Consider the following 21,278-nt stretch of genomic DNA (forward strand, 5'->3'; position numbering starts at 1 on the left):
TGATTGCGTCAGGAAAAGATTCTCCGATTCATCCGCATCGTCTGGATAAATGGGCGATCGCTGCCACCAATGCTAATGGTTTCACTGGCTTCGCGACGTGTGTCTGAAAGCCAGCTTTGACAGCCCGCGAGCGATCTTCTTCTCTGGCATACGCTGTCAGAGCCAAAGCTGGAATTCCCTTTTGTTGTGCATCCAGCGCCCTAACTTTGCGGATAAAAGTATAGCCGTCCTCGTTCGGCATATCGATGTCGCTCACCAGGACATCCGGACGCCAATCCGAAGCATCGTCAGTTAAGACTGCCATTGCCTCTTTTGCGGATGCAACTGCCATCACTTCGCCTCCGTAGTGTTGCAAGATAACCGTCAGCAACTCACGGGCATCGGCTTCATCATCTACTACCAGCACTCGCAATCCGTTGAGTCCTGGAGGACACTCTGAGAGTCCTTCGTTGTCCCTTGTCCAGAATCCCTGCTCGATATCCTTTGGCTCGATGAGGACAGCGAGGATCGGCAGCTTCACTGTAAAGGTTGCGCCTTTTCCTTCTCCCGGACTTTGGGCAAAGACCGTACCTCCGTGCAGTTCTATCAAGTGGCGGGCGACGGCTAACCCCAGTCCCAGTCCGCCGTATGACCGGGTGATGGAGCTATCAGCTTGACGGAAACGATCGAACACATAGGGGAGAAAGTCGGCAGCGATTCCCTGTCCGGTGTCGCTGACTTGAATCTCAACCCAAGAGTTGCTCCGCTCCAGCCGCACCTCGACTCGCCCCCGTTTGGGTGTAAACTTCACTGCATTCGACAGTAAATTCCATACAACTTGCTGCAAGCGGTCGGGATCGCCGCAGATTAACCCTGCGGAGGAATCAAGAAAAGACTCCAATCGAATCGACTTGGCACTAGCCGCCGGTTGGATGGTCGCGATCGCAGCTTCAATGACGGAGGATAGCTCCAGCGGACGGACATAAAGGCGAAATTTCCCCTGAATAATCCGCGAAACATCCAGCAGATCCTCAATTAGCTGTGTTTGCAACCGAGCATTACGCTCAATTGTCTCCATTGCCCGCACAATAATCGCTTCGTCAAGCTTCCGAGTCCGAAGCAACTGAGTCCATCCCAGCATTGAGTTGAGGGGGGTGCGAAGCTCGTGAGAGAGGGTTGCTAAGAACTCATCCTTCAGGCGGTTGGTTTCTTCAGCTGCCATTCTCGCCTGTTGTTCGTAAACGAGCAGTTTTTCGCGCTCTTGTTCGGCTTGCTTGCGCTCGGTAATGTCGATACAAGAGCCGATATAACCGACAAAGCTCCCGCCTGGAGTCAGCCGGGGAACGCCTCGATCGAAAACCCAGCGATACTCGCCATCAAAGCGCCTCAGGCGGTATTCCATTTCAAAATTTTCGCGGGCATCAAAGGCAGTGCGGTATGTTTCTACACACTGCTGAAGATCGTCAGGATGGAGGCTTTGCGTCCAACCCATGCCGATTGATTCTTCTAAAGTCCTGCCAGTAAAGTCGAGCCAGCCTTTATTAAAATAATTACAAGTTTTGTCGCAATCGCACATCCACAACATCACGGGAGCCATATCTGCCATCAGGCGAAATCGTTGTTCGCTTTCCCGCAGCGACTCCTGCGATCGCTGGCGCTCGGTAATGTCGCGGTAAGCGATCGCGATACCCGCTACACTCTTCACATCTAGTAAATTATTGGCGATCGCTTCAAAATCTCGCCAAGAGCCATCGACTTTCTGGATGCGAAACTGTGCGGTAATTTTGCTGGTTGGAGAGTTGCTAGTTGGAGAATTCAGTGCATCTGCTAATAGTTTCTCTCCTTGGGGGCGATCGCTCGGATGAACAATTTCAATTGCTTTTTTCGAGAGCCAATTTTCCGGTTCGTAGCCCAAAATCGATTGAATGGAGGCGCTGGTGTAGCGAATCGTGCCATCAGCTGCAACAATCACAAGAATGTCAGAGGCATTCTGCGCTAAAGCCCGGAACCGCTCTTCGCTTTCCCGCAGTGCCTCTGCTCTGGCAAGCTCAATTTTTAGCCGTCGATCGAAGACAGAACCCAGCAGCGCTAGCGCCAGCACGATCGTCGTGGCAATTCCAATTTCAACTGCCAGCCAAGAATTGTCCATCATCAGGGACAACTCCATCCCGGAGGGATTGGTTGATTGATAGCTTACCGCTGCCATCCCGGTATAGTGCATCCCTGCGATCGCGCATCCCATGACAATCGCGCTGCCGATCTTTCGCAAGTTCCCGATTAATGTCGCCGCTGTACGCAGATGAAAAGCTAACCACAAGGCGAGCCAGGAAGCACTAATGCCGATCGCCATCGAAACTGCTACCAGTCTAAGGTCATAGGTAACGGTCGCTTCTAACCGCATCCCCGCCATGCCTGTATAGTGCATCGCGGCAATGCCACAGCCCATGAAAATGCCACCCGCGAGTAATCTTCGCCAACCCATTTGTTCGCGGCTAACGATATACAAAGCTGCGCCGGAAGCGATCGCTGCGACTCCCATCGAAACCAAGACGGTGGGGAAATCGTAAGCCATTGAGATTGGCAGGCAATAGGCGAGCATTCCGATAAAATGCATCGACCAAATGCCACTTCCCATCGCGATTGCACCTCCCGCTAGCCACAGCTTCCGCCCACGTCCTTGAGCCGCCGTGACTCGTCCCGCTAAATCCAGCGCCGTGTAGGAAGCGGCGATCGCGATCGCCATCGAAAGCACAACCAGACGTAAATCGTAGGTTGCTATCATCTCTTGGGCTGCATCATTGATTCCCTTCATCTCTATACTGAACGCTGAGATTGTGGTGGCAATCGCAATCTCTCACGATCGGATTGCCTGATTCAAGTGTTTAAATTTTATCGGAGCAGCGGTTGAAAACTGTTTAACCTTCAGGAATAGCCTGAGTATATCTTCCTATGAGTTAATCTTATGGAAATCGAGGAGAAGGAACAGAGAACGAGGTAGAATGCCCCTGCACCCCTACCCTTTTTACTTGTCCTTTTTCACCTGCCTTTTTTACTTCTGGCGTTCGCCATTTTTGCCAAACCGAGTTTCTTGTAACGTTGTGCCAATGCCTTGAATGATGCCGCGTCCAATTAAGCCAATGCCTCTGCCGATTACTTGCGTGAGGACGTAAACAACACCGCTACCTAGGAAGGCAACCGTTGAGCGCAGACGTGGCGCGATCGCATCTCTAGTTTCTAGCGCTAGCGTACAAGCGAGTTGGGCACCCCTGAGTTGCTGTAATTCATCAGTGCGGGGGGCATAAATAGAGATTTTTTTGATTCCAATGCCACCCAGCGCTAGCAGAAGATATCGGCTTTCAAAAATTGCGGTTGGCTCACCCACATATCTTTCTAAACGATATTTCCACGATAAATTGTTCCGAAATCGAGCAATTTCCCGCGATGAAATTAACCGTCTATCGTAAAAAATCTGCTTAATTGCTTCCACATCTGCGAAATAGTTCAGCAGGGGTTGGACAACGCTATTGGCAATTTGAATTAATAAATTCTCCAAGATAACTTCTGCTCGATCCCGCGCTTCCGGTGTCCCAAAAGAGTAGGAAACATTATCAATCATCAGCGGAGTTTGAAAAAGCAAATAGTTGATGATTTCGACAACCAGAGGAATTTTATCTAGAAAAGATTGTTGAATAATTGTTGCATCTTGTAACAATGTATTGACAATATCTACTTCAAGGTTTCCGACTTGAATCGTGCAATATTTGCCAAAAAAATCAGTGGTAGACGCTTGCCACAAATCCCGCAGAATCAGCGAGTGCTTCAGAGCGATCGCTTCCGGCTGTAGCTGGGAAAAGCGCAGTTCCTCTAAGACATCCTCGAATTTACGCAAGATCAGATAGAGCAATTCCCGTTTCTTTTCTTCCAGCAGAATATCAATTTCCAACGGAGAGCCAGTCAGATTCTTGAGTCCGAATTGAAGTTTATTTAAAGTAGCGTCTAGCAGGGGGCTGAGGATCGAGGATTCAGAAAGTGCTGAGGACTGAGTCGCGAGTGTTGAGTCTAACGAGGGATTATTTCTTCTCCTCGGTTCCGGGGTAGGGAGAGGAGTCCCACTGCGGCGATCGCGACTTCCCGATCTAGGTGGGTTGAGGAGGTCATTCGGGTTTTCCTCAGGGGGGTCAGTAAAACCCGTCCCTGCCACCTGATTTCTTGCGCCTGTCGTCGCCACAGGTAACAGCTGATTGACCAGCCAACGGGCTGTCCGCAATTCTCGTCGCCGTCCCGTTAGGATGAACCAGTCTAGTGTCGAAAGATTGGGGTTTTGTACTTGGTTTGTCACCTGGGCGATCGCGGTATCGATTTGCCGTAGTCCCGACTGACGGATTTGCCAGAGCAAGGATGAACGACTTTGTATGACATCTGAGGCTTCTACAGGCGCGTCGTTTTGCGTCTGTACGAGTTCTGACCAGTAAACTTCCCCAACGGCTACCTGACGAAGAGCTGGCACCAGAACCGAGAGATCGGTGCCTTTGGGGCAATAGCCCTCGACGCCTAGGGTTCTGGCTGCTATCAGTTCCTCTGGCGTGAGTCGTTGGCTGAGAAGGAATATCGGTAATTTCGGGAATTGCGTCTTTAATTCCTGGCACAGCTGCAACCCGATCGATCCCCCCAAAGACAAGTTAGAGCGACCTAGGTTTAGTTCTAAAATCACCAGATTTGGAGCGTTGTCTGTACCAACTCCATCTGCCAACGTCTGCAAAGCGTCAGCAACGCTATCCGCCTGGGCAACGACTTGCAGGTCGGGAAACGACGCCAAAGCGGTGCTAAGACCCAACCGAAAAATCGGGTCATCATCGATTAGCATCAACTTGAAGCGGCGAACAGTCCCAAGGGTATCCGCTACGCGATCGCTCATCAACAACCTCCTGCTTCACACCGCTTTCTCCCTGCTATAACAGATTACTCATTCCAGGGGCGATACGAACAGAGCGCGATCGCGTACCTTGGAAGCGAGGATAACGCCTCGCGCAGAAAAAGTCAGTTCGCCACGCTTGTACTTTCCCTTGTATTTTCCACAGAGCGCGATCGCTGCTATCTAACTATTTTTTTGTTTTTTGGGAAATTTATCTTAAATCATCCTATTTAATCTTCCCCTGTCTTTAGTTCACGCTAAAGAAAAAGTTGTAGATTTTAGAGCGGACAAGACCCACAAAATGCGATTAGAGCAGGCATTGCTCCCCCTGCTACTACAGAAACATCATCATCTAGTTCCTGTATTGAAAATCGAGCCGCTATTGCTATAGTCAGATATTTAGCACCTAGAAGCTCTAACTATAGAACTATGCTCAGACTCGACATCTCCTATAAGCTAACGAAGACATACAAAAGCTGGAAATCATTCAAAGCAAGAAGCTTCGGATGAATCACAAATAGGAGGCTTTCTAAGCCACAAACGGTGCATTTATTAGCATCTTGTGTTTTTGAAAGAGGAACTGACGCTGATGACAGCAAAATTTTTTAAGTCAAGTATCAAATCCCTGAGCATTCTTTCTGCGGTTGCCTCGCTCCCGCTACTCTTGAACGGGATGAGTGCAAACGCTGCCGGGATTAGTGCTTCTCAGATCAACCCTGAGATAAATGAAGTGCCCATCGATATGCACGGTGGGAGCTATGAGCAGCCAACAAGACAAGCGCAGCTGATTCCCGATCCCACTGGGCGTAATGAAGGGCCAACTGTGCCCGCTGAAAACATAGCACCTGCAAAATTTAATCCCCTTGCCCGCTATTCTCCCTCACCCGCGCCGATGCTAAAAAGCGGTAGTCAGGGAGCAGTAGTGACAGAAGTTCAGACAGTATTAAAAAATCGAGGACTCTATAAAGGCGGAATTGATGGCGTATATGGGTCGCAAACGCGCTCAGCCGTCATCGCCTTCCAGCAGTCGAGAAACTTAAGCCCGGATGGCATCGTTGGCCCTCGGACTTGGGAAGCGATGATTGCAGCTTAAAGCAGATACAGAACGATGGGCACTCTCCAGCAGGAGCGTGCCAATAAAAGAGAAAATGCTGAAAAAGTCAAGCAGCCAAACAAAGGCTGCCTATGCAGCCTTTGTTTATTTCGCCCCAGGATGAGAGGCTGGGGGAATTATCCAAGCCTTGGGAAACTTTACTGTCCCTTCTCGGTGAGGGAGATCGACAGCGTCAATAATTCCCCTCCGGCTCACTATTCGTTTGAGATTCAGAGGAACTGTCTTCGATAGACTGCTGAAGTTCAGCTGCCTTTTGTCTTTCTATTAAAATGGCTTCTCGTTCAGATGCCCAACGAGCGATCGCTCCTTGCGCTTCTCGATACAGTGCCCGACCGTAGCGAATCCTAGAAGCCTTATTAATTGCCGCAGTGAGCCGCCCATCAGCCGCTAAAGCGTTCGCCTCGTTAAGAATCGGCGTATCTTCAGCGATTTGAATTTGCGTTACCCAATCGCTCAGCGATGCCTGTGCCTCAGAGTACAAAGCACGTCCAGGAGCGATTTTGGAGGCAGCTGCAACCGCCGCCTGGAGATTTCCCTGCTGAGCCAAACCTTTCGCTAAATCTAGGATCGGTCGGTCTTCCATCGTTTGGATAGCTTTAGTCCATTGGGCGATATAGGTTTGCGCCTCTATCCGCAAAGGCTGACCCAGCTTAATCCGGCTTCCCTCCTCAACCGCCGCCCTCAAACTTTCTAGAGTTCCCGGTGTAGCCAGCTGTTTAGATCGGGCAAGGGCGATTCGGTCTTGAATTTGTTGAATTTGCTTCCGCCAGTGGGCAATTTGAGTTTGGGCTTCGATGCGTCCAGGTCGTTTGGGCGCGATCGCTTGGGCTTGGCTAATCGCAAATTCAAATGCCAACGGTTGATCGAAGCTGGCTATTGTTTCGGCAAATTGCATTTGCAGCCGATCTTGTAAATTAGATTGCCAAAGCGCCTCGGTCACTCGTGCTTGCTGGCGAAGCGGACTTTTTGGGGAAATCTGACGCAGCGCCGCTTGCGCCTCTAGGAAGCTGAGGATTTTATTTTCCTGAGCAACTGCATAAGAACGACTCAGTTGAATCCAATCTTGAGCTTCCTTATAGACTGAAGTCTTCGGAGGAATCAGCTGGGCGGCGGTAATAGCACGGTCAAACTCTTCCTTCTCGAAATGCTCGGCAGTTATTTTTAGCAACTCCTGGCTCCAGAGATTGATTTCGGCTTTTGCCTTTGATTTGACATAGGTGTTGGGGTTCACCTTTCCTGCCAGGGCGATCGCTGGCGCGTATCCCTCAGGTGTCTTGGCTTCGGCAAATGTCTGCGCCTCTTCTAACTGTTGCCAAGCTTTTTTTTCCTGAGTCATCCGATCGATCAGTTTATCCAGTTGTTTTTGATCCCAGTAGCGGTTATCGAGGCGAGACAAAGCCTGTATTTGCAAAGAAGCTTCAAACCACTTTTGTTCTTTTAAAGTTGCTAAGAATTTTTTGGTAATCTCCTCACCCTTCCGCCAATCCCCTTGCCATTGTTTCATCGCTGCTTGCACCTCTGGATACAAGGGGCTAGAGGAGGGAACTTGGCGGGCAATGGCGATCGCTCCCTTTAAATCTCCTTGGTCAATTTTCTGACGGGCGATCGCCAAGAGCGATCGCGACCAGTCTTCCATCAGCCGAGTCGCTTCTGGATACACCGGGTTATCGGGGGACAAGCTCTTGACGAACTTCATTGCCTCCACCAGCTGCTCTAACTTGCCCGACTGAGCCGCCTGCTGGGCGCAAGTCAACCGATCCATTTCCGGAGCTAAAGGCGACATATTTTTACAGTTAACTTGGGGAGGAATCGTTGCCAGCAAGAAGAAAGCCGCGAGTGCTGTCCCACCCAACCCAAAGATAATACTTAGCCACAACAGCCACCACCGCGAAAATTTGTTTCGCCGTTTAAGCGGTGTCAGAGGTGGCTGCATCGCTGAGGCAGGGGCTTCAGTTTGCTCCGCATCCTCGTCCCGGAGCTTGGTGGCAGATGCGCTGGCATTCGAGACGACTCTAATTACCAGTTTGCGTCCCTGCCGTTGCCGCAATCGGTTTGCCGTGCGTACTTGAAATTCATGTAATTGTCTTTTCACTACCATCTCACTACCACTACCCTTGAGTCCTCGTTTTGCTGCTCCTGCTTGATGACATCGATCCGGAGCCGAATCGCCGTCAGCGTAAAGGGTCTAAAACTGATAATAAAAGCTTTAAGTTTGTAGGGGTAAAGCTTTTGTGAGTGAATTTAGAGATCGAGCTGATTTTTTGCACCCGTGCTTCGCTCTTACATAAGTTATCCTGAAATTCAACTCAATTAGGGATGATGAAAAACAGCTTCTACCCCATTCATCACGATTGGTCGGCACACCAGCCGCCTACACTCCCGATAACATGACTAATAAGTGGCATATTGAGTTATTTCCTAGAATTGAGGTGGGATGAGCCTTAGCATTCGGCATTGGCTGGCGGAACGCAACATTGAACTGGCAACCTTGAGGCACCCAGGCACTCAGATTGCCGGAATTGCCTTTCGCATTGTCCGGGATATGGAACTCAAGAGCCTGACACCTTTTGATATTAGTGTCTTAGCGGAAGTCTTAGAACTACCTTTGAGAGCAGCTTGGGAAGTGGCAGGCGTAGCTTCCCAACTTTGTGTGGGGTTGCTGCGTATCCTGAGTCAAAAAAAGCCCCTGAAGCGCAACGAAGGAACCTGGCTAACTTTCCAAATTGCTTACCTGAATGCCTTACAAGGAATTTTAGAACAAGAATCTCAACTGAGAAGACCGTGGTTGTCTCGTGCAGGCGTCCCAGGCGAGTCAGAAGACTTGTACGGGCAGGTGTGGGATGCGCCCCTTTCCGATCCCCAGTTGCAAGCCTTACTGAAAACTTTGCGTCCCGGACGCCTCACCGATAGTCAGGCAGAACAAGCGCTGAGTATGGTGGGCGACTCCTTTCTCGTGCAGCAGATGAACAGTACCGGCATTGCCTGGTTGATCGCCAATGGTGCCGAGGAAACAGAAGCCAAGCTAATCGCCCAACGCCTGGTTCACGGACTCCCAGGATATTTACTTGCCGCGATCGCTGAAAATGCCCTGCCGCTGGCACAACTACAGAAATTTGTCCAGCTAGGGAATTTATCAACTTGGCAGGATACTCCTGGTGCGGGAAACCCGGAGCGGAAGCGTTCTGGGTTCTCCACCACTTTGAATTTTGAGCCAAATCAAAACTCAGACCCAAACACGCCACAATTTTCGCTGAACCTCGAACGAGAACGCTATCGAGCCAGCCTTCTACAATCTTTGAGCGAACCGTTACTGGCAGAACCTTTTGCCCTAAAGGATTTATACGTCCCTTTGAAGGGAGTGCTGCTCGAAGAAAGCTCCACCCGGTTAGAGACGAAAAATCCCAAGTCAGATCCGACCACGACACCGCTTGCCGCTAACGCCGTACCTGCGAAACCCGTGGATTTAATGGAGTGGGTCACGGCTCAGCTAAATGATACGACCAGCATTGCGGCGATCGAGAGTCTTCCGGGCACGGGCAAGACCAGTTTTTGCCAAATATTGGCATCAACCGTTGCTCAGGAGCTTTACCCTAGATGGATGCCAGCGTTCATCCGACTCAAGGACGCTACCTTGGGGCAAACTTTGGAGCAAACCCTGAACTCTGCCTTCCCTTGGGGCAGATTTACAGATGCAGATGGTTGGCTTTCACCAATGCATCCTCCTTGCTTGTTGATTCTGGATGGCTTGGATGAATTGCCCCGATCAAGCCACGCAGGGCGTCATTACCATGCCTTCCTGAACCAGCTGATGCAGTTTCAAGGGGAAGCAATGGCGTCTTTTGAGGGCACGCCCCGCCACAAGATTATTCTGACCAGCCGGACAACTGGGAGAGAAGGAGAATATTTCGATCTTGCCTCTACTCTGATACCTTTGCCCCACGATTTGCGGCGGCGGATTGCAATTCAGCCAATGGAACACGAGGAGTTCCGGGAGTGGTTCAAGCAGTGGTCGAAACTGCAATCGAAAGCGATCGCTCAAGGATATTTCGCCTTTGTCAAAGAAAGAGGCGGCTTTTCGACTCGTCCCGTTGGCACCCCAGGCGCTGCTAACGTACTCGCCGCCCTCGTCCGCAAGCCTTTGATGCTCTATCTACTGGGTATCTTGCATCGAGATGGACTGCTCAACGACACGATCTTTCACCTGACATTACCCCAAGCGAAGTTTGAAATTTACGACCGGATTTGCCGCTGGCTTTTGGCATACCCCGAAGCTGGCAGCGGTTCCATGCCTTTTGTGATTCGGGAAGGTCTGGCTCATGCTTACCGCAGCAATGATGCGATCGCTCATCTCCTGCAAAACCGACGCCCCCAAGACCTACGCCACCAGATGCAAGTGGCGGCACTGACCATTCTGCAAACAGGTCGCCATCAAGCCCCCCAATCCGCTGTAGAGGCGACCTTTACCAGAATGGTGACGGAGTCACAGAAACCGATAAACCCCCGCTTACAGCCGTCAGATGACACCCTGCCAGCCTTTTTCTTCCACACTCATCACTCAGCGATCGAGTTTTCTCACCGCAACCTGGGAGAATATCTCTGCGCTGAAGAAATTGCCACTCAGATGCAAGCCCTCACCCTACCAGTCCAAGATACCTACGGTGAATTCACCTTTGCGATCCACTCGCCGGTTAATGTAGCCCAGCATCTTTATCAATTACTGGGTTATGGCGTATTGTCAGTTGAAATCGAAGACATGGTAATTGAGCGACTGCGGCGGATTTTTGAGCGCAACCCGGCTCAGTTTAGCTTCAATGTTTTGTTTGAACGCCTCTATCGGTTTTACCGCACCTACTGTCGAGGTCGCTGGCTAGATGAAGGAATCGCCCACCAGTGTCATACCCAGTTGCAGGCGTTGCACAACCCCTTAAAAATCTTGCAAATCGATGCCGCCGTTGGGCTGAATGTCTTCTTGTTGCTCAGCGCGATCGCAAAGCAGATGCGCGAAGCACATCTCGGTCATCGGGCAACGCAGATTTCTTTCTGGCCTTGCGGCAACCCCGACCTGCCATCTGAATTTGACGCCGAAGCACTGCTGACTTTAATCGGTCGCACTGTTGTCCTATCTCCCACCGCCTTTTGGCAGAGGGCGCGGCACAGCCTCAGTCAATTACAGCTACGCTCTGCCTGTTTGAATCATGCTCTGTTAGCAGAGGCTAACCTCTGGCAAACTAATCTGTTAGCGGCTGAGCTAGCAGGAGCCAATTTAGCAGGTGCCAACCTCCAGCAAGCTAATTTGTCTTGGGCGAATCTCTCCGGTGCTGACTTATCAGGAGCCAATCTTGCTGGAGCAAGGCTTGAAGGGGCAAACTTAACCGGCGCTAACCTGCAAAGAACTAATCTTACGTTAGCGAACATCACTCATGCTTGTCTGTTTCAAGCCCAGTTAGATGACCAGAACCACTACTTTGCCCGGAAAAATGGTGCCCTATTTTCCTTGGAAGAGTTCCAGGCATACATTCAAAGATTACCCCGTCTCAAACAGGCTGGAAGCGCTCAGGACAAAGGCAGTGCAGATTCTGAACCTACAGTGTTTCTGATAGAAAGTGCCGAAGGAGAACCGATGTTGCCAGAAGCACCTACGGAGGACGAAGACGATGAAACGGTGATTGCAGAAACTTCTTCTACCCTAGGGGAACCCTTAGCATTCCAAGAAGCTCCGAAGGTAGATTCCCAATACGATGATGAGACGGCGCTAGTAGAAAACCCTCAACGAAGCAACTAGCTGTTGAGGGTGTTAAAAACTCTAGAACCGTATGAAGTATTTGTTAGGTTTCGCTAACGCCCAATTCCACTTACTAGCGCTAGTGGGTCTATTTGTAAATGTTAGGTAAAGGAAATTTGGAGCAGCGATTTAATCTCCAGTTTTCCCACCCTCAGTTAGCCCACTTAATCAAACTAGACAGCCTGCTACAAGCGTTTTTCACTAAACTTTAATCAGCCTGTAGTTACTCAAAATTTTCCGTCCCTACAAACGGTTTAAAAAATTATTGATATAGCAGCAATCGGTGTTAAAAAGTGGATTCTACCGTCTACTGATTACCCGTTCTCCGCTTGAGACCCAGATTCCGGTAATTTGTACCCGTAGAAATTAATGCAATATTCACTAATCCGAACCCCTGTTTGTTGTTCAATTTCTTTAAGCAGGGTTTCAGGCAGTTCTACATAAACATCCAAAATCTGATTGGTATCCAGACAGTTTACGTGGCTGTGAGCGTCGCTGATATTGCCGTACAAACGACCATCCGCACGCTCAATACACTCAATAATGCCTTGAACCGATAGCGCTTCTAAATTTTGATACACGGATGTATGACCGATGTCCTTACCTTGGTGGTTCAAGCGGTCATAAATTTCTCGCGCCGACAGGTGTTCTTTCGCTTGCCACAGCAATTCCAGAATGAAGCGGCGTTGACGGCTCACGCGCATACCCAGCGCTTGACACCGATTTAAGGCATCCTCTAACGAGCGAATAGGTTTAACCGCTGCCGCTTCTTTTTGCATACTTTAGACTTTGACACGCTTGCCTGCTAATCCAAACTCATTTCCACTTTAACCTAGCTATTCTCGGAATGTCCACCGTCCCAATATTCTAGGACAGCACTATCGAGTGCAGCCGGTTAATTGATTCTATTGTTGCAGTAAATTTTCTTCTAGAAGGCGGGCGATCATGGCGGTTCTAGAAGTGACACCTAACTTGCCAAAAATCCGGCGTAAATAGGTAGCAACTGTCCAATGGGTAATGCCCAGCTGATTCCCAATACACTTGTTGGGAAGACCCTGTGCGACCAATCGGGCAATCCGCTGTTCTTGGGGGCTGAGGCTAATCCCGCGTTCTGACTTGGGGCGACAACGCACCAAATAATAGTGGGTTCCGTCAACATCAGATTCAAAGATTACTTCATCCACCGTCTGCTCAGATTTTTGAATCCCTTTGGATGGACTAACAGAATCAACTTGTTCTACAAGGTGCTTGAGCATTTCTTGGGGGATCATTGCCTCTCCTTGTTCTTTGGTTTTCATTTAACGATCAGAACTCGTAATTTCACGCAAAGTATCAGGAGTAGATGCCCGATCTTTATCAAATCTTCACAAAGCCTTGTGGAAAATACTTACTTCCTGACATAGTGCTGCTACAGGAAAATTGAGATGGATTTCGGAGATGGATGAATCCCCCAGATTTTTTGCTGAATGCATCGTATTTGTTCTATGCTGAAAAACCTGGAAGCGAAGCCTCAAGTTGCCTGTATTGTAAAGATTGCAAACCTGTACGCCGTATGGTTGCTGAAAGAATATAAGACTAAAGTGCGATTAAGTGAGATTAAGTGCGATCGCGCTGAGTGGATGTCGCCAAACAAAATGTCTGTTAACGCAGTTATAACAGCGTGGATAACAAAAAGCTAACGACATCTTACAGCTAAAGCTCCTTTCTACCCTGGTCAAAAAGGGAAATGACGCTGGAAAGGCTATCAAGAGACATCAAGCGAATTGTCGCTAGCCCGATACAAAGCGTGGGACAACTAATTTAGAGCCGGGACTGACGTGACGGAGCAAGGCTGCAACAATGGAGAGAGAAGCCAGCGCTAGCCAGCGCTATTGTCGGCATTCAAAGTGTGTCACCTTAAGAATGGTTCAATGACGACAGCAATCGCGCTCAATTCTGACTTAATTCAAACTCTGGATCTGTCGCCGGTGCAGTCGGCGATCGAAAAGTTGCTCCAAGAGGGAGCGATCGCATCCTCGGAACAGCAACTGCGTTTTGAGATTGACTATCCCCGCGAACCGGAAGATCCACGAGAACTCTCCGAAATCCCAGAAGTCCGTCTATGGTTTATTCGCTTAGATGCCCAATATCCCTGGATGCCCTTTCTGCTGGATTGGAAATCCGGTGAACTCGCCCGCTACACTGCTATGCTCGTGCCACACCAGTTCAATCGGACAGAAGGGATTGAGTACAATCCCGAAGCCCTAGAGATTTTTGTGATGCAAAAAATCTTTGTCCTGACACAATGGATGAAGCAGATGGGAATCCCCAGTACCTCTCGTGTAAAGTCAATGGCTAAAATGCTGGGCTATGAGCTGGATGATGCCTTCTTTGAGTTAATCGGCTGATATAGCCGTCCTAAATGCTTCGTGAAAGCGAGATCCCCGACTTCTCTAAGAAGTCGGGGATCTAAACCACTGGTATCTCACAACTAACATGGGATTACTATTGCTATAGATACATAGATAGCAGATCAGCCTAACTTCTAACTCCTCAGCCGTCTTTCACTCACTCCTCAGCCCTCAATCCTAAACTCCTAACTCCTCAGCCGTCTTTCACTCACTCCTCAGCCCTCAGCCTCAGTCCTCAGTCCTAACTCCTAACTCCTCAGCCCTCAGTCCTCAGTCCTAACTCCTTTTTAAAGATAGCCTTCCAGCGTTTCAGGTTAAAATCAATTGCGGAAGACTCTAAAACATTGGGAGAGGTTCCGTTGCCTACACTTGGCGTCAATATCGATCACATTGCCACCATTCGGCAGGCACGACGGACAGTAGAACCAGATCCGGTGGCAGCAGCGGTGCTGGCAGAACTTGCCGGTGCCGATGGGATCACGGTGCATCTGCGGGAAGACCGGCGGCATATTCAAGACCGGGATGTGCGATTACTGCGGCAGACAGTGCGGACTCATTTAAATTTAGAGATGGCACCCACCGACGAAATGGTCGCGATCGCTCTCGACATCAAACCCGATTACGTCACCCTCGTGCCCGAAAAACGCGAAGAAGTGACGACAGAAGGCGGATTGGATGTTTCCAGTCAAATCGACCGAATTGGGGAAATGGTGACAAAGTTGCAAGACGCCGGAATCCCCGTCAGCTTGTTCATCGACGCCGATCCCGGTCAGATTATGGCAGCTGCGATTATTAAGGCGAAGTTCATTGAACTGCACACGGGTTGCTATGCCGAAGCAGCAGATGAAGCCAGTCGAGAGAAGGAATTAGCCGTGTTAGCCAAAGGATGCGAGCAAGCGCGTGCTGCTGGCATCCGGATCAACGCCGGTCACGGTCTTACCTACTGGAACGTTTACCCTGTTGCTTGCCTTGAAGGGATGGAAGAACTCAATATTGGTCATACCATTATTAGTCGAGCAGCTCTTGTCGGAATAGAACGAGCCGTTCGAGAGATGAAACAAGCAATGTTCGGTCATTGGTAACAACTGAAGTGTCATGAGTGATGAGTCTTCAGTCACTCGCTAATGACTCATCACCGATTGCTAACAACCCATTACCCATTAACAACCTATTAAGATGCAAAATTACTACTACGTTCTGGCTAGCCAACGCTTTTTACTTGAAGAAGAACCCTTGGATGAAGTCCTCAAAGAGCGTACCCGTAACTACCACGAACAAGAAAAAGAAATTGATTTTTGGCTAGTCAAGCAACCGGCATTTTTAGAGGCACCGGAAATGGCAGCAATTAAGGCTCAGTGCCCTCAACCTGCTGTGGCAGTCATTTCTACGAATTCCCAATTTATTACCTGGTTAAAGCTGCGGTTAGAGTTTGTGCTGAGCGGGGAATTTCAGGCACCTTCCCAAAGTATCCCTAATCCACTTGCGTCCCTCGCATCCGTTTCCTGAGAAGGCAAAAGTAAACAGTTAAAAATTAAGGAAAAAAGCAAAAAGGAAAAACTGAAAACATGAAAAAAATCTTTCTTTTGCCTTTTGCCTTTTTTCTTTTGCCGGGTGCAGTTGCGTCTGCTCAATCGTCGCCTCCCACTTGCCAGCCGCCTCCCCAAGGCGAGTATTTGGTATTAGTAGGAAGCCAAACGAGGGAAAGTCAAGAGCAAATCCAACGAACGTTGCCTAACAACACAAGTACGTCAACTTGTAAATATCTTGAAGATACGATGACGCGGATTGGTGGCTTCAGGAGCGTGGAAGATGCCAACGGTTGGGCACGTTATCTGAATGAGATTGTTGGGCTATCGGCTTTCGTTCTCCGACCTCCAGAGGCACCGGCAAATCCAAATGCACCCACCTATAAACCGCAGGCACTCGGTTCTGGTTATGCGGTGTTGGTGGATTATTCAAGCAAACCGGAAGTAGCGGCTCAAGTACGGCAGATGTTGGGTCGCGATGTTGGCTTGGTTTCCTATGTCCAACGTCCTTATTTACTGGCGGTTTACACAACCAATTCAAATGAGGCAAATTCGGCTTTAAGAAGGTTGAGCGATCGCGGTTTTTTGGTAATGCTAGTCGATAGCCGCCGAGTGACACTGCTCAGATCGTCAGTAGTGAGTAGATAGCCAATGGTAGCGATCGGTCATTAGTCCTGGTCACTCGCTAATCACTAATGACCAATCGCTAATACGCTGGCCCTGCTAAGCAGGAGACAGCGATGCCGAGTGCTGAACCCACAATCACCTGAAACGGCGTATGTCCCAGTAACTCCTTGAGACGGTCTTCGTTAAACTTGTGATGTTCTTGAAATAGCTCATCGATAATTTGGTTCAGAATGCGAGCTTGCTTACCCGCAGCCTGACGGACGCCAGCGGCATCGTACATGACGATAACGGCAAAAATGGTGGCAAGCGCAAATTCAATACTGTCCCATCCCACCGTTTGTCCAATGCCGGTTGCCAGCGCTGTTACCAATGCTGAATGAGCGCTTGGCATCCCGCCAGTGGTGACTAAGACGCGCACATTCACCTTGCCATGTTGGGCTAAGTCGATGATCAGCTTGGATGCTTGAGCGATTAAACAAGCTACGGTCGCAACCAGTAGCACATGGTTTTCTAGGATGTGGGCAAATTCCTGCATTTTGTTTTGCGTTGGGTAAAAGCGAGCAGCATTGCAAGTAGGAGCGTTTAGGAGTGAGGGGCGTATTTTCTAGTGAGTGCGAGTAGTAATGAAATCTGCGATCGCAATCAGGGGATTAGCTTTTTCTCCAAAGGTTGCCAGTTCTCCTTTGGCGGCGTCAATCAGTTGCTGAGCCTTAACTTTTGATTCCTCAAGTCCCCAAAGCCGCGGGTAAGTTGCCTTTTGGGCTTGGATGTCTTTCCCAGCAGTTTTCCCCAACTCCTCCTGAGTCGCCGTGATATCCAAAATGTCATCCACAATCTGAAACGCCAACCCAATATTTTGGGCATAGCGAGACATTCGTTGTAAGGTTTCCAATTCTGCTCCCGCTAAAATCGCGCCGCAGACCACACAAGCTTCTAGTAGCGCCCCTGTTTTGTGGGTATGAATGAAAGTGAGCGTTTCTTCCTGAATATCCGGCTTTCCTTCAGATTCCAAGTCAACGACTTGACCGCCCACCAATCCGGCAGCACCAACTGCTTTGGCTAACTGAGCAATCACCTGCAAAACTCGCTCTGCCGGTACGTTCTGGGTATTTGAGGCAATGAACTCAAAGGCGTATGTCAGTAGACCATCGCCAGCCAGAATGGCAATATCTTCACCATAAACCTTATGGTTGGTCAATTTGCCCCGCCGGTAGTCGTCGTTATCCATCGCCGGTAAGTCATCGTGAATCAAGGACATGGTATGAACCATCTCCAGGGCGCAGGCAGTTGGCATCGCCATTTCTAGGGTGCCTCCAGCCAGTTCGCAGCTGGCAAGGCAAAGAATCGGACGCAGGCGCTTGCCTCCAGCCAAAAGCGAGTAGCGCATCGCCTCATAAATTTTCTCTGGATACGTGACTGGGAGGGAACTATCCAGAGCTGCTTCTACCAGAGCCTGTTGTTGAGTCAGGTAGGTTGAAAGGTCAAAGGTCGCTGATTTACCTTTGGGAGCATGAAGGTCATCTGTCGCTAACATCCCGTGATTCCTTGTAGCACAGTCGTTTCCGTAACAATTTTACGGGGCTTTGGGTCACAAAAAGTTACGAATTATGAGCGATCGGTGTTAAGTGATGGAATTCGTCCAGAATCCTCGTGCCTCAAACCGTCTTCATTCAATCAAAACTAGAGATAGCGCTGGCTGTAGCTCCAGACTGTATTTTGCAGCAGCATGGCGACGGTCATCGCGCCAACCCCGCCGGGAACTGGGGTGATAAACTGCGCGACCTTTTTGACGGAATCAAAGTGGACATCTCCCACTAAACGAGAATTACCGGCGTCGTCGGTGACGCGATTGATGCCAACATCAATGACGACAGCGCCAGGTTTGACCATCTCGGCGGTAATCAGCGCTGGACGCCCCACGGCTGCCAACAGAATATCAGCGCTGCGGGTAATGGCTGGGAGATCGTGCGATCGCGAGTGGGCGATGGTAACGGTGGCGTCTGCGTCTAAGAGCATCAAAGCCAACGGCTTGCCCACGAGGATACTCCGCCCCACCACCACTGCCTGTTTTCCCTTCACATCAATCTGGTATTCCTGCAACAGGCGCATGACTCCGCCTGGCGTGCAACTGCGTAAACCAGCTTCAGAGCGCACCAGCCGCCCCAAGTTCAGGGGATGCAGCCCATCGGCGTCTTTATCGGGATCGATTTGATGCAGCAGGGAAACGGCGTCTAGGTGGTCGGGTAGGGGCAGCTGAACGAGAATTCCATCAACCCGCTCATCTTGATTCAGGTTTTGAATGACTTGCTCTAGTTCTGAAGCGGTCGTTTCCGTCGGGAAATGGGAACCATAGGAGGCAATCCCGACTTTGGCACAGGCGCGTTCTTTATTCCGCACGTAAGCAGCGCTGGCTGGATTATCGCCAACCATCAGCACTGCGAGTCCCGGCGGGCGTCCCGCATTGGCTTGTATTTGCTGAATTTGCTCTTGTAGCTGTCCGTAAATTCGTTCAGCGAGGGCTTTACCGTCTAATAGTTGGGCGATTGATTCGTCCATTGTGGTGTCAGGAATATGGGCAGGAATTCGTTCTTTGGGGATGAAACAGAGCGCATCTGTCATAGGATAGTTTCGCAGATTTCCCACCCTTACTGCCAAAGGATAATGAGAGAAAAGTAACGCGATCGCGTTTTTCCGTTTGCCTTGTAGCTGCATCGCAGGGCGATTTCCTTCGCCTTGTTTGCGTTTAATCTTATTTGAGACAGTCCTGCCCGACTGTAAATCTTTGGAAGATTCACTATATTTGTACCAGTCAGAGCCATCTGGATAGGGATAAGTATTAATACCGAAATAGTGAGAAACTTGAGATTTCCCCGATGCAAGATATGAGGTCAGTCAAAATCCGGGTATTGCAATTCAGCACCACCACGCTACTTTTGGGTGGGTTGTTCGGCTGCGGTCATGTGGCTCAGTCTGGATTGGGTCTGTTTAACAACCGCAGTGTCCCGATCACCAGTATCAGCGATCTTCAACAGAGTTATGAGGGCAACCCAACGGTTTATTTGGAAGGCAAGGTAGCATCTCAAGCGCCTTTTGTGGGAAGCGGCGCTTATGAGTTGCGAGATGCGACGGGAAAAATATGGGTTTTCACCAGCCAGAATCTCCCCGATAGAGGAGATGAAGTTTTAATCAAGGGGAAAGTACAGTATCAAAGCATTCCCTTCGCAGGGAAAGATTTAGGAGAAGTTTTTCTTCAGCAGCAGGAACAGCTAGAGCGGAAGCCAGCGAAGAAGGGAGCGCCTTTACTACCGGAAGGAAGCTATGAACAATAAACCAATTGTTGAGGTAGCGATCGCCATCCTCTATCGCCACGGCAAATTTCTCCTCCAGCTGCGCGACAACATCCCCGGTATTCTCTACCCCGGACACTGGGCATTTTTTGGCGGGCACCTCGAACCAGGAGAAACCCCAGAAGAAGCCATCAAGCGGGAACTGCTGGAGGAAATCGGCTATACACCGCCCGCGTTATCATTATTTGGCTATTATCCCGATACCTACGTTCTTCGCCATGTCTATCAGGCACCGCTTCCCGTGGAACTTAACCAGCTAGTGCTAGGAGAAGGTTGGGATATGGATTTATTAACGCCTGAAGAAATTCAACGCGGCGAGGGTTACTCTGAAAAAGCTAGGCAAGTACGACCGTTAGGCACTCCTCACCAAAAAATTTTACTGGATTTTATGGACAAGTTTCCTCAATTGACTGTGTAGCCAGAAGCATAACTTTTTAGTTGTTATGAATCCCGATTTCAAAATCTCAACATGATGCAATCAGCAAACAAATTACCGCGATGGGTCGTTTTAGGATTGGCATTTCCCCTCGCTGTTCTCAATGGTTGGCTATTGCTACTCGTGTTGCAATATTTTCAACCTCTAGTTAACGTTTTTGTTGCCGCACTCTTGCTGGCTTTTGTATTAGATTATCCTATCCGGTTTTTACAGCAACAAAAAGTTAAACGGAACAATGCGGTCGTCGCTGTTTCCCTAGTGGCGTTGCTAATTTTGGTAGGTTTGGGACTTACCTTAGTTCCGATCATTTGGCAACAGCTCAACGAACTAGCTAATATATTGCCTAGTTGGATTGATTCGGGGAGGCAACAACTCCAAGCTTTTCAAATTTGGGCTGAAACTCAGCAACTTCCGATTAATTTAGGCGGAATCGTTACTCAACTAACAGACCGATTATCCAGTCAACTTCAAAACGTAACGGGTAGAATTCTTAATTTTGCCTTTGATACGATTGGCACTGCTGTCAATGTTCTGCTAACAGTGGTTCTAACTTTCTATCTAATATTAAATGGAGATCGTCTCTGGGACGGAATTTTTAAGTGGTTTCCGGCTAGCTTTAGTTCCCAAGTAAGGCAAGCTCTCCGCGAAGATTTCCACAATTATTTTATCGGTCAGGCGACGTTCGCTGCTTGGAGCGGATGTGTGATCACGCTGGCATTTCTGGCTTTGCGAGTGCCGTTAGGATTATTGTTTGGAATTGCAATTGGTTTTTTGGCTCTTTTTCCCTTTGGTGCCGGAATCGGTATCAGCATTGTTAGTCTGCTAGTAGCATTACAAAATTTTTGGCTAGGGGTGGAAGTGTTAGCTGTAGCCGCCGCTATCGATCAAATCAATGCTAATTTCATCGCGCCTCGCATTTTAGGTGGTTTTACTGGCTTAAATCCTGTTTGGATTTTGCTTTCGCTGTTGATAGGAGCGAAGCTGGGAGGGCTATTGGGGTTATTAATTGCCGTACCTTTAGCGAGTTTTATCAAAAGTACCGCAGATAGCTTGCGCGACGGCAAATGGAACGAGATAGAGGAGATTGAATCTGAACCTACATCCTTAAATGTTTCGCCCGTCATAGCGTCTAAGAGCTTAGCGAGTGATGCCGGGAGTTGATGAC

General features: G+C 49.3%; 17 protein-coding genes. 9 read left to right on the forward strand and 8 right to left on the reverse strand.

What is annotated here, in order from left to right:
• Positions 1-28: 28 nt before the first annotated feature.
• Positions 29-2,791: an MHYT domain-containing protein gene (locus NDI34_RS04440; protein ID WP_348231976.1), complete on the reverse strand. Its 2,763-nt coding sequence runs from the start codon at positions 2,789-2,791 to the stop codon at positions 29-31.
• A 237-nt stretch (positions 2,792-3,028) separates the two neighbouring features.
• A complete protein-coding gene (locus tag NDI34_RS04445) occupies positions 3,029-4,894 on the reverse strand; it encodes a DUF3685 domain-containing protein (protein WP_348231977.1) in 1,866 nt (621 codons plus the stop codon).
• 586 nt (positions 4,895-5,480) lie between these two features.
• Between NDI34_RS04445 and NDI34_RS04450 the strand changes: the two genes are divergently transcribed.
• The gene (locus NDI34_RS04450) at positions 5,481-5,984 is read left to right on the forward strand and encodes a peptidoglycan-binding domain-containing protein (protein WP_348231978.1); all 504 of its coding nucleotides are present in this window, start codon (positions 5,481-5,483) and stop codon (positions 5,982-5,984) included.
• 193 nt (positions 5,985-6,177) lie between these two features.
• Here NDI34_RS04450 and NDI34_RS04455 read toward each other — a convergent pair whose 3' ends face one another.
• Positions 6,178-8,097 carry a hypothetical protein gene (locus tag NDI34_RS04455; RefSeq protein ID WP_348231979.1) on the reverse strand — a complete coding sequence of 640 codons (1,920 nt, stop codon included), beginning with the start codon at positions 8,095-8,097 and terminating at the stop codon, positions 6,178-6,180.
• A gap of 342 nt (positions 8,098-8,439) precedes the next feature.
• Between NDI34_RS04455 and NDI34_RS04460 the strand changes: the two genes are divergently transcribed.
• Positions 8,440-11,787 (forward strand): pentapeptide repeat-containing protein, encoded by a 3,348-nt coding sequence (locus tag NDI34_RS04460; protein WP_348231980.1) that lies wholly within the window; start codon positions 8,440-8,442, stop codon positions 11,785-11,787.
• Positions 11,788-12,101: 314 nt separating this feature from the next.
• Here the strand turns inward: NDI34_RS04460 and NDI34_RS04465 are convergent, their stop codons facing one another.
• Both NDI34_RS04465 and NDI34_RS04470 read right to left on the reverse strand, forming a co-directional pair.
• On the reverse strand, positions 12,102-12,566 hold the full coding sequence (locus NDI34_RS04465) for a Fur family transcriptional regulator (protein WP_190411365.1): 465 nt from the start codon (positions 12,564-12,566) through the stop codon (positions 12,102-12,104).
• A 126-nt stretch (positions 12,567-12,692) separates the two neighbouring features.
• The gene (locus tag NDI34_RS04470; protein WP_242028996.1) at positions 12,693-13,085 is read right to left on the reverse strand and encodes a helix-turn-helix transcriptional regulator; all 393 of its coding nucleotides are present in this window, start codon (positions 13,083-13,085) and stop codon (positions 12,693-12,695) included.
• A 612-nt stretch (positions 13,086-13,697) separates the two neighbouring features.
• On the opposite strand from NDI34_RS04470, the gene NDI34_RS04475 reads away from it, so the two are divergent.
• From NDI34_RS04475 to NDI34_RS04490, 4 genes are all read left to right on the forward strand, one after another.
• Positions 13,698-14,174 (forward strand): CRR6 family NdhI maturation factor, encoded by a 477-nt coding sequence (locus NDI34_RS04475; RefSeq protein WP_190411366.1) that lies wholly within the window; start codon positions 13,698-13,700, stop codon positions 14,172-14,174.
• A 362-nt stretch (positions 14,175-14,536) separates the two neighbouring features.
• Positions 14,537-15,259, forward strand: a complete 723-nt coding sequence (locus NDI34_RS04480) for a pyridoxine 5'-phosphate synthase (protein WP_348231981.1) — start codon at positions 14,537-14,539, stop codon at positions 15,257-15,259.
• A gap of 94 nt (positions 15,260-15,353) precedes the next feature.
• Positions 15,354-15,683 carry an MgPME-cyclase complex family protein gene (locus tag NDI34_RS04485; protein ID WP_190428918.1) on the forward strand — a complete coding sequence of 110 codons (330 nt, stop codon included), beginning with the start codon at positions 15,354-15,356 and terminating at the stop codon, positions 15,681-15,683.
• Positions 15,684-15,742: 59 nt separating this feature from the next.
• Positions 15,743-16,351, forward strand: a complete 609-nt coding sequence (locus NDI34_RS04490; protein WP_348231982.1) for a hypothetical protein — start codon at positions 15,743-15,745, stop codon at positions 16,349-16,351.
• Between the two features lie 58 nt (positions 16,352-16,409).
• Here the strand turns inward: NDI34_RS04490 and NDI34_RS04495 are convergent, their stop codons facing one another.
• From NDI34_RS04495 to folD, 3 genes are all read right to left on the reverse strand, one after another.
• On the reverse strand, positions 16,410-16,865 hold the full coding sequence (locus NDI34_RS04495) for a divergent PAP2 family protein (RefSeq protein ID WP_190428920.1): 456 nt from the start codon (positions 16,863-16,865) through the stop codon (positions 16,410-16,412).
• Positions 16,866-16,934: 69 nt separating this feature from the next.
• A complete protein-coding gene (gene crtE / locus NDI34_RS04500) occupies positions 16,935-17,864 on the reverse strand; it encodes a geranylgeranyl diphosphate synthase CrtE (protein ID WP_348231983.1) in 930 nt (309 codons plus the stop codon).
• 146 nt (positions 17,865-18,010) lie between these two features.
• Positions 18,011-18,886: a bifunctional methylenetetrahydrofolate dehydrogenase/methenyltetrahydrofolate cyclohydrolase FolD gene (folD, locus tag NDI34_RS04505; RefSeq protein ID WP_348231993.1), complete on the reverse strand. Its 876-nt coding sequence runs from the start codon at positions 18,884-18,886 to the stop codon at positions 18,011-18,013.
• A 317-nt stretch (positions 18,887-19,203) separates the two neighbouring features.
• Between folD and NDI34_RS04510 the strand changes: the two genes are divergently transcribed.
• The 3 genes from NDI34_RS04510 to NDI34_RS04520 are packed head-to-tail and all read left to right on the forward strand — an operon-like array spanning position 19,204 to position 21,274.
• Positions 19,204-19,659 (forward strand): hypothetical protein, encoded by a 456-nt coding sequence (locus tag NDI34_RS04510; protein ID WP_348231984.1) that lies wholly within the window; start codon positions 19,204-19,206, stop codon positions 19,657-19,659.
• Positions 19,649-20,095: an NUDIX hydrolase gene (locus NDI34_RS04515; protein ID WP_190411372.1), complete on the forward strand. Its 447-nt coding sequence runs from the start codon at positions 19,649-19,651 to the stop codon at positions 20,093-20,095. The genes NDI34_RS04510 and NDI34_RS04515 overlap by 11 nt, the downstream gene beginning before the upstream one ends.
• Before the next feature lie 54 nt (positions 20,096-20,149).
• A complete protein-coding gene (locus NDI34_RS04520; RefSeq protein ID WP_348231994.1) occupies positions 20,150-21,274 on the forward strand; it encodes an AI-2E family transporter in 1,125 nt (374 codons plus the stop codon).
• Positions 21,275-21,278: the final 4 nt, after the last annotated feature.

It is taken from the genome of Trichocoleus sp. DQ-U1 (genome assembly GCF_039961925.1).
GTDB lineage: Bacteria > Cyanobacteriota > Cyanobacteriia > Cyanobacteriales > FACHB-T130 > FACHB-T130.

Bases quoted from the DNA above. Each gene is read 5' to 3' on its own strand.
- NDI34_RS04440 (WP_348231976.1), bottom strand. From the start codon at position 2,791: ATGAAGGGAATCAATGATGCAGCCCAAGAGATGATAGCAACCTACGAT.
- NDI34_RS04445 (WP_348231977.1), bottom strand. From the start codon at position 4,894: ATGAGCGATCGCGTAGCGGATACCCTTGGGACTGTTCGCCGCTTCAAG.
- NDI34_RS04450 (WP_348231978.1), top strand. From the start codon at position 5,481: ATGACAGCAAAATTTTTTAAGTCAAGTATCAAATCCCTGAGCATTCTT.
- NDI34_RS04460 (WP_348231980.1), top strand. From the start codon at position 8,440: ATGAGCCTTAGCATTCGGCATTGGCTGGCGGAACGCAACATTGAACTG.
- NDI34_RS04465 (WP_190411365.1), bottom strand. From the start codon at position 12,566: ATGCAAAAAGAAGCGGCAGCGGTTAAACCTATTCGCTCGTTAGAGGAT.
- NDI34_RS04470 (WP_242028996.1), bottom strand. From the start codon at position 13,085: ATGAAAACCAAAGAACAAGGAGAGGCAATGATCCCCCAAGAAATGCTC.
- NDI34_RS04475 (WP_190411366.1), top strand. From the start codon at position 13,698: ATGACGACAGCAATCGCGCTCAATTCTGACTTAATTCAAACTCTGGAT.
- NDI34_RS04485 (WP_190428918.1), top strand. From the start codon at position 15,354: ATGCAAAATTACTACTACGTTCTGGCTAGCCAACGCTTTTTACTTGAA.
- NDI34_RS04490 (WP_348231982.1), top strand. From the start codon at position 15,743: ATGAAAAAAATCTTTCTTTTGCCTTTTGCCTTTTTTCTTTTGCCGGGT.
- NDI34_RS04495 (WP_190428920.1), bottom strand. From the start codon at position 16,865: ATGCAGGAATTTGCCCACATCCTAGAAAACCATGTGCTACTGGTTGCG.
- crtE (WP_348231983.1), bottom strand. From the start codon at position 17,864: ATGTTAGCGACAGATGACCTTCATGCTCCCAAAGGTAAATCAGCGACC.
- folD (WP_348231993.1), bottom strand. From the start codon at position 18,886: ATGGACGAATCAATCGCCCAACTATTAGACGGTAAAGCCCTCGCTGAA.
- NDI34_RS04510 (WP_348231984.1), top strand. From the start codon at position 19,204: ATGCAAGATATGAGGTCAGTCAAAATCCGGGTATTGCAATTCAGCACC.
- NDI34_RS04515 (WP_190411372.1), top strand. From the start codon at position 19,649: ATGAACAATAAACCAATTGTTGAGGTAGCGATCGCCATCCTCTATCGC.
- NDI34_RS04520 (WP_348231994.1), top strand. From the start codon at position 20,150: ATGCAATCAGCAAACAAATTACCGCGATGGGTCGTTTTAGGATTGGCA.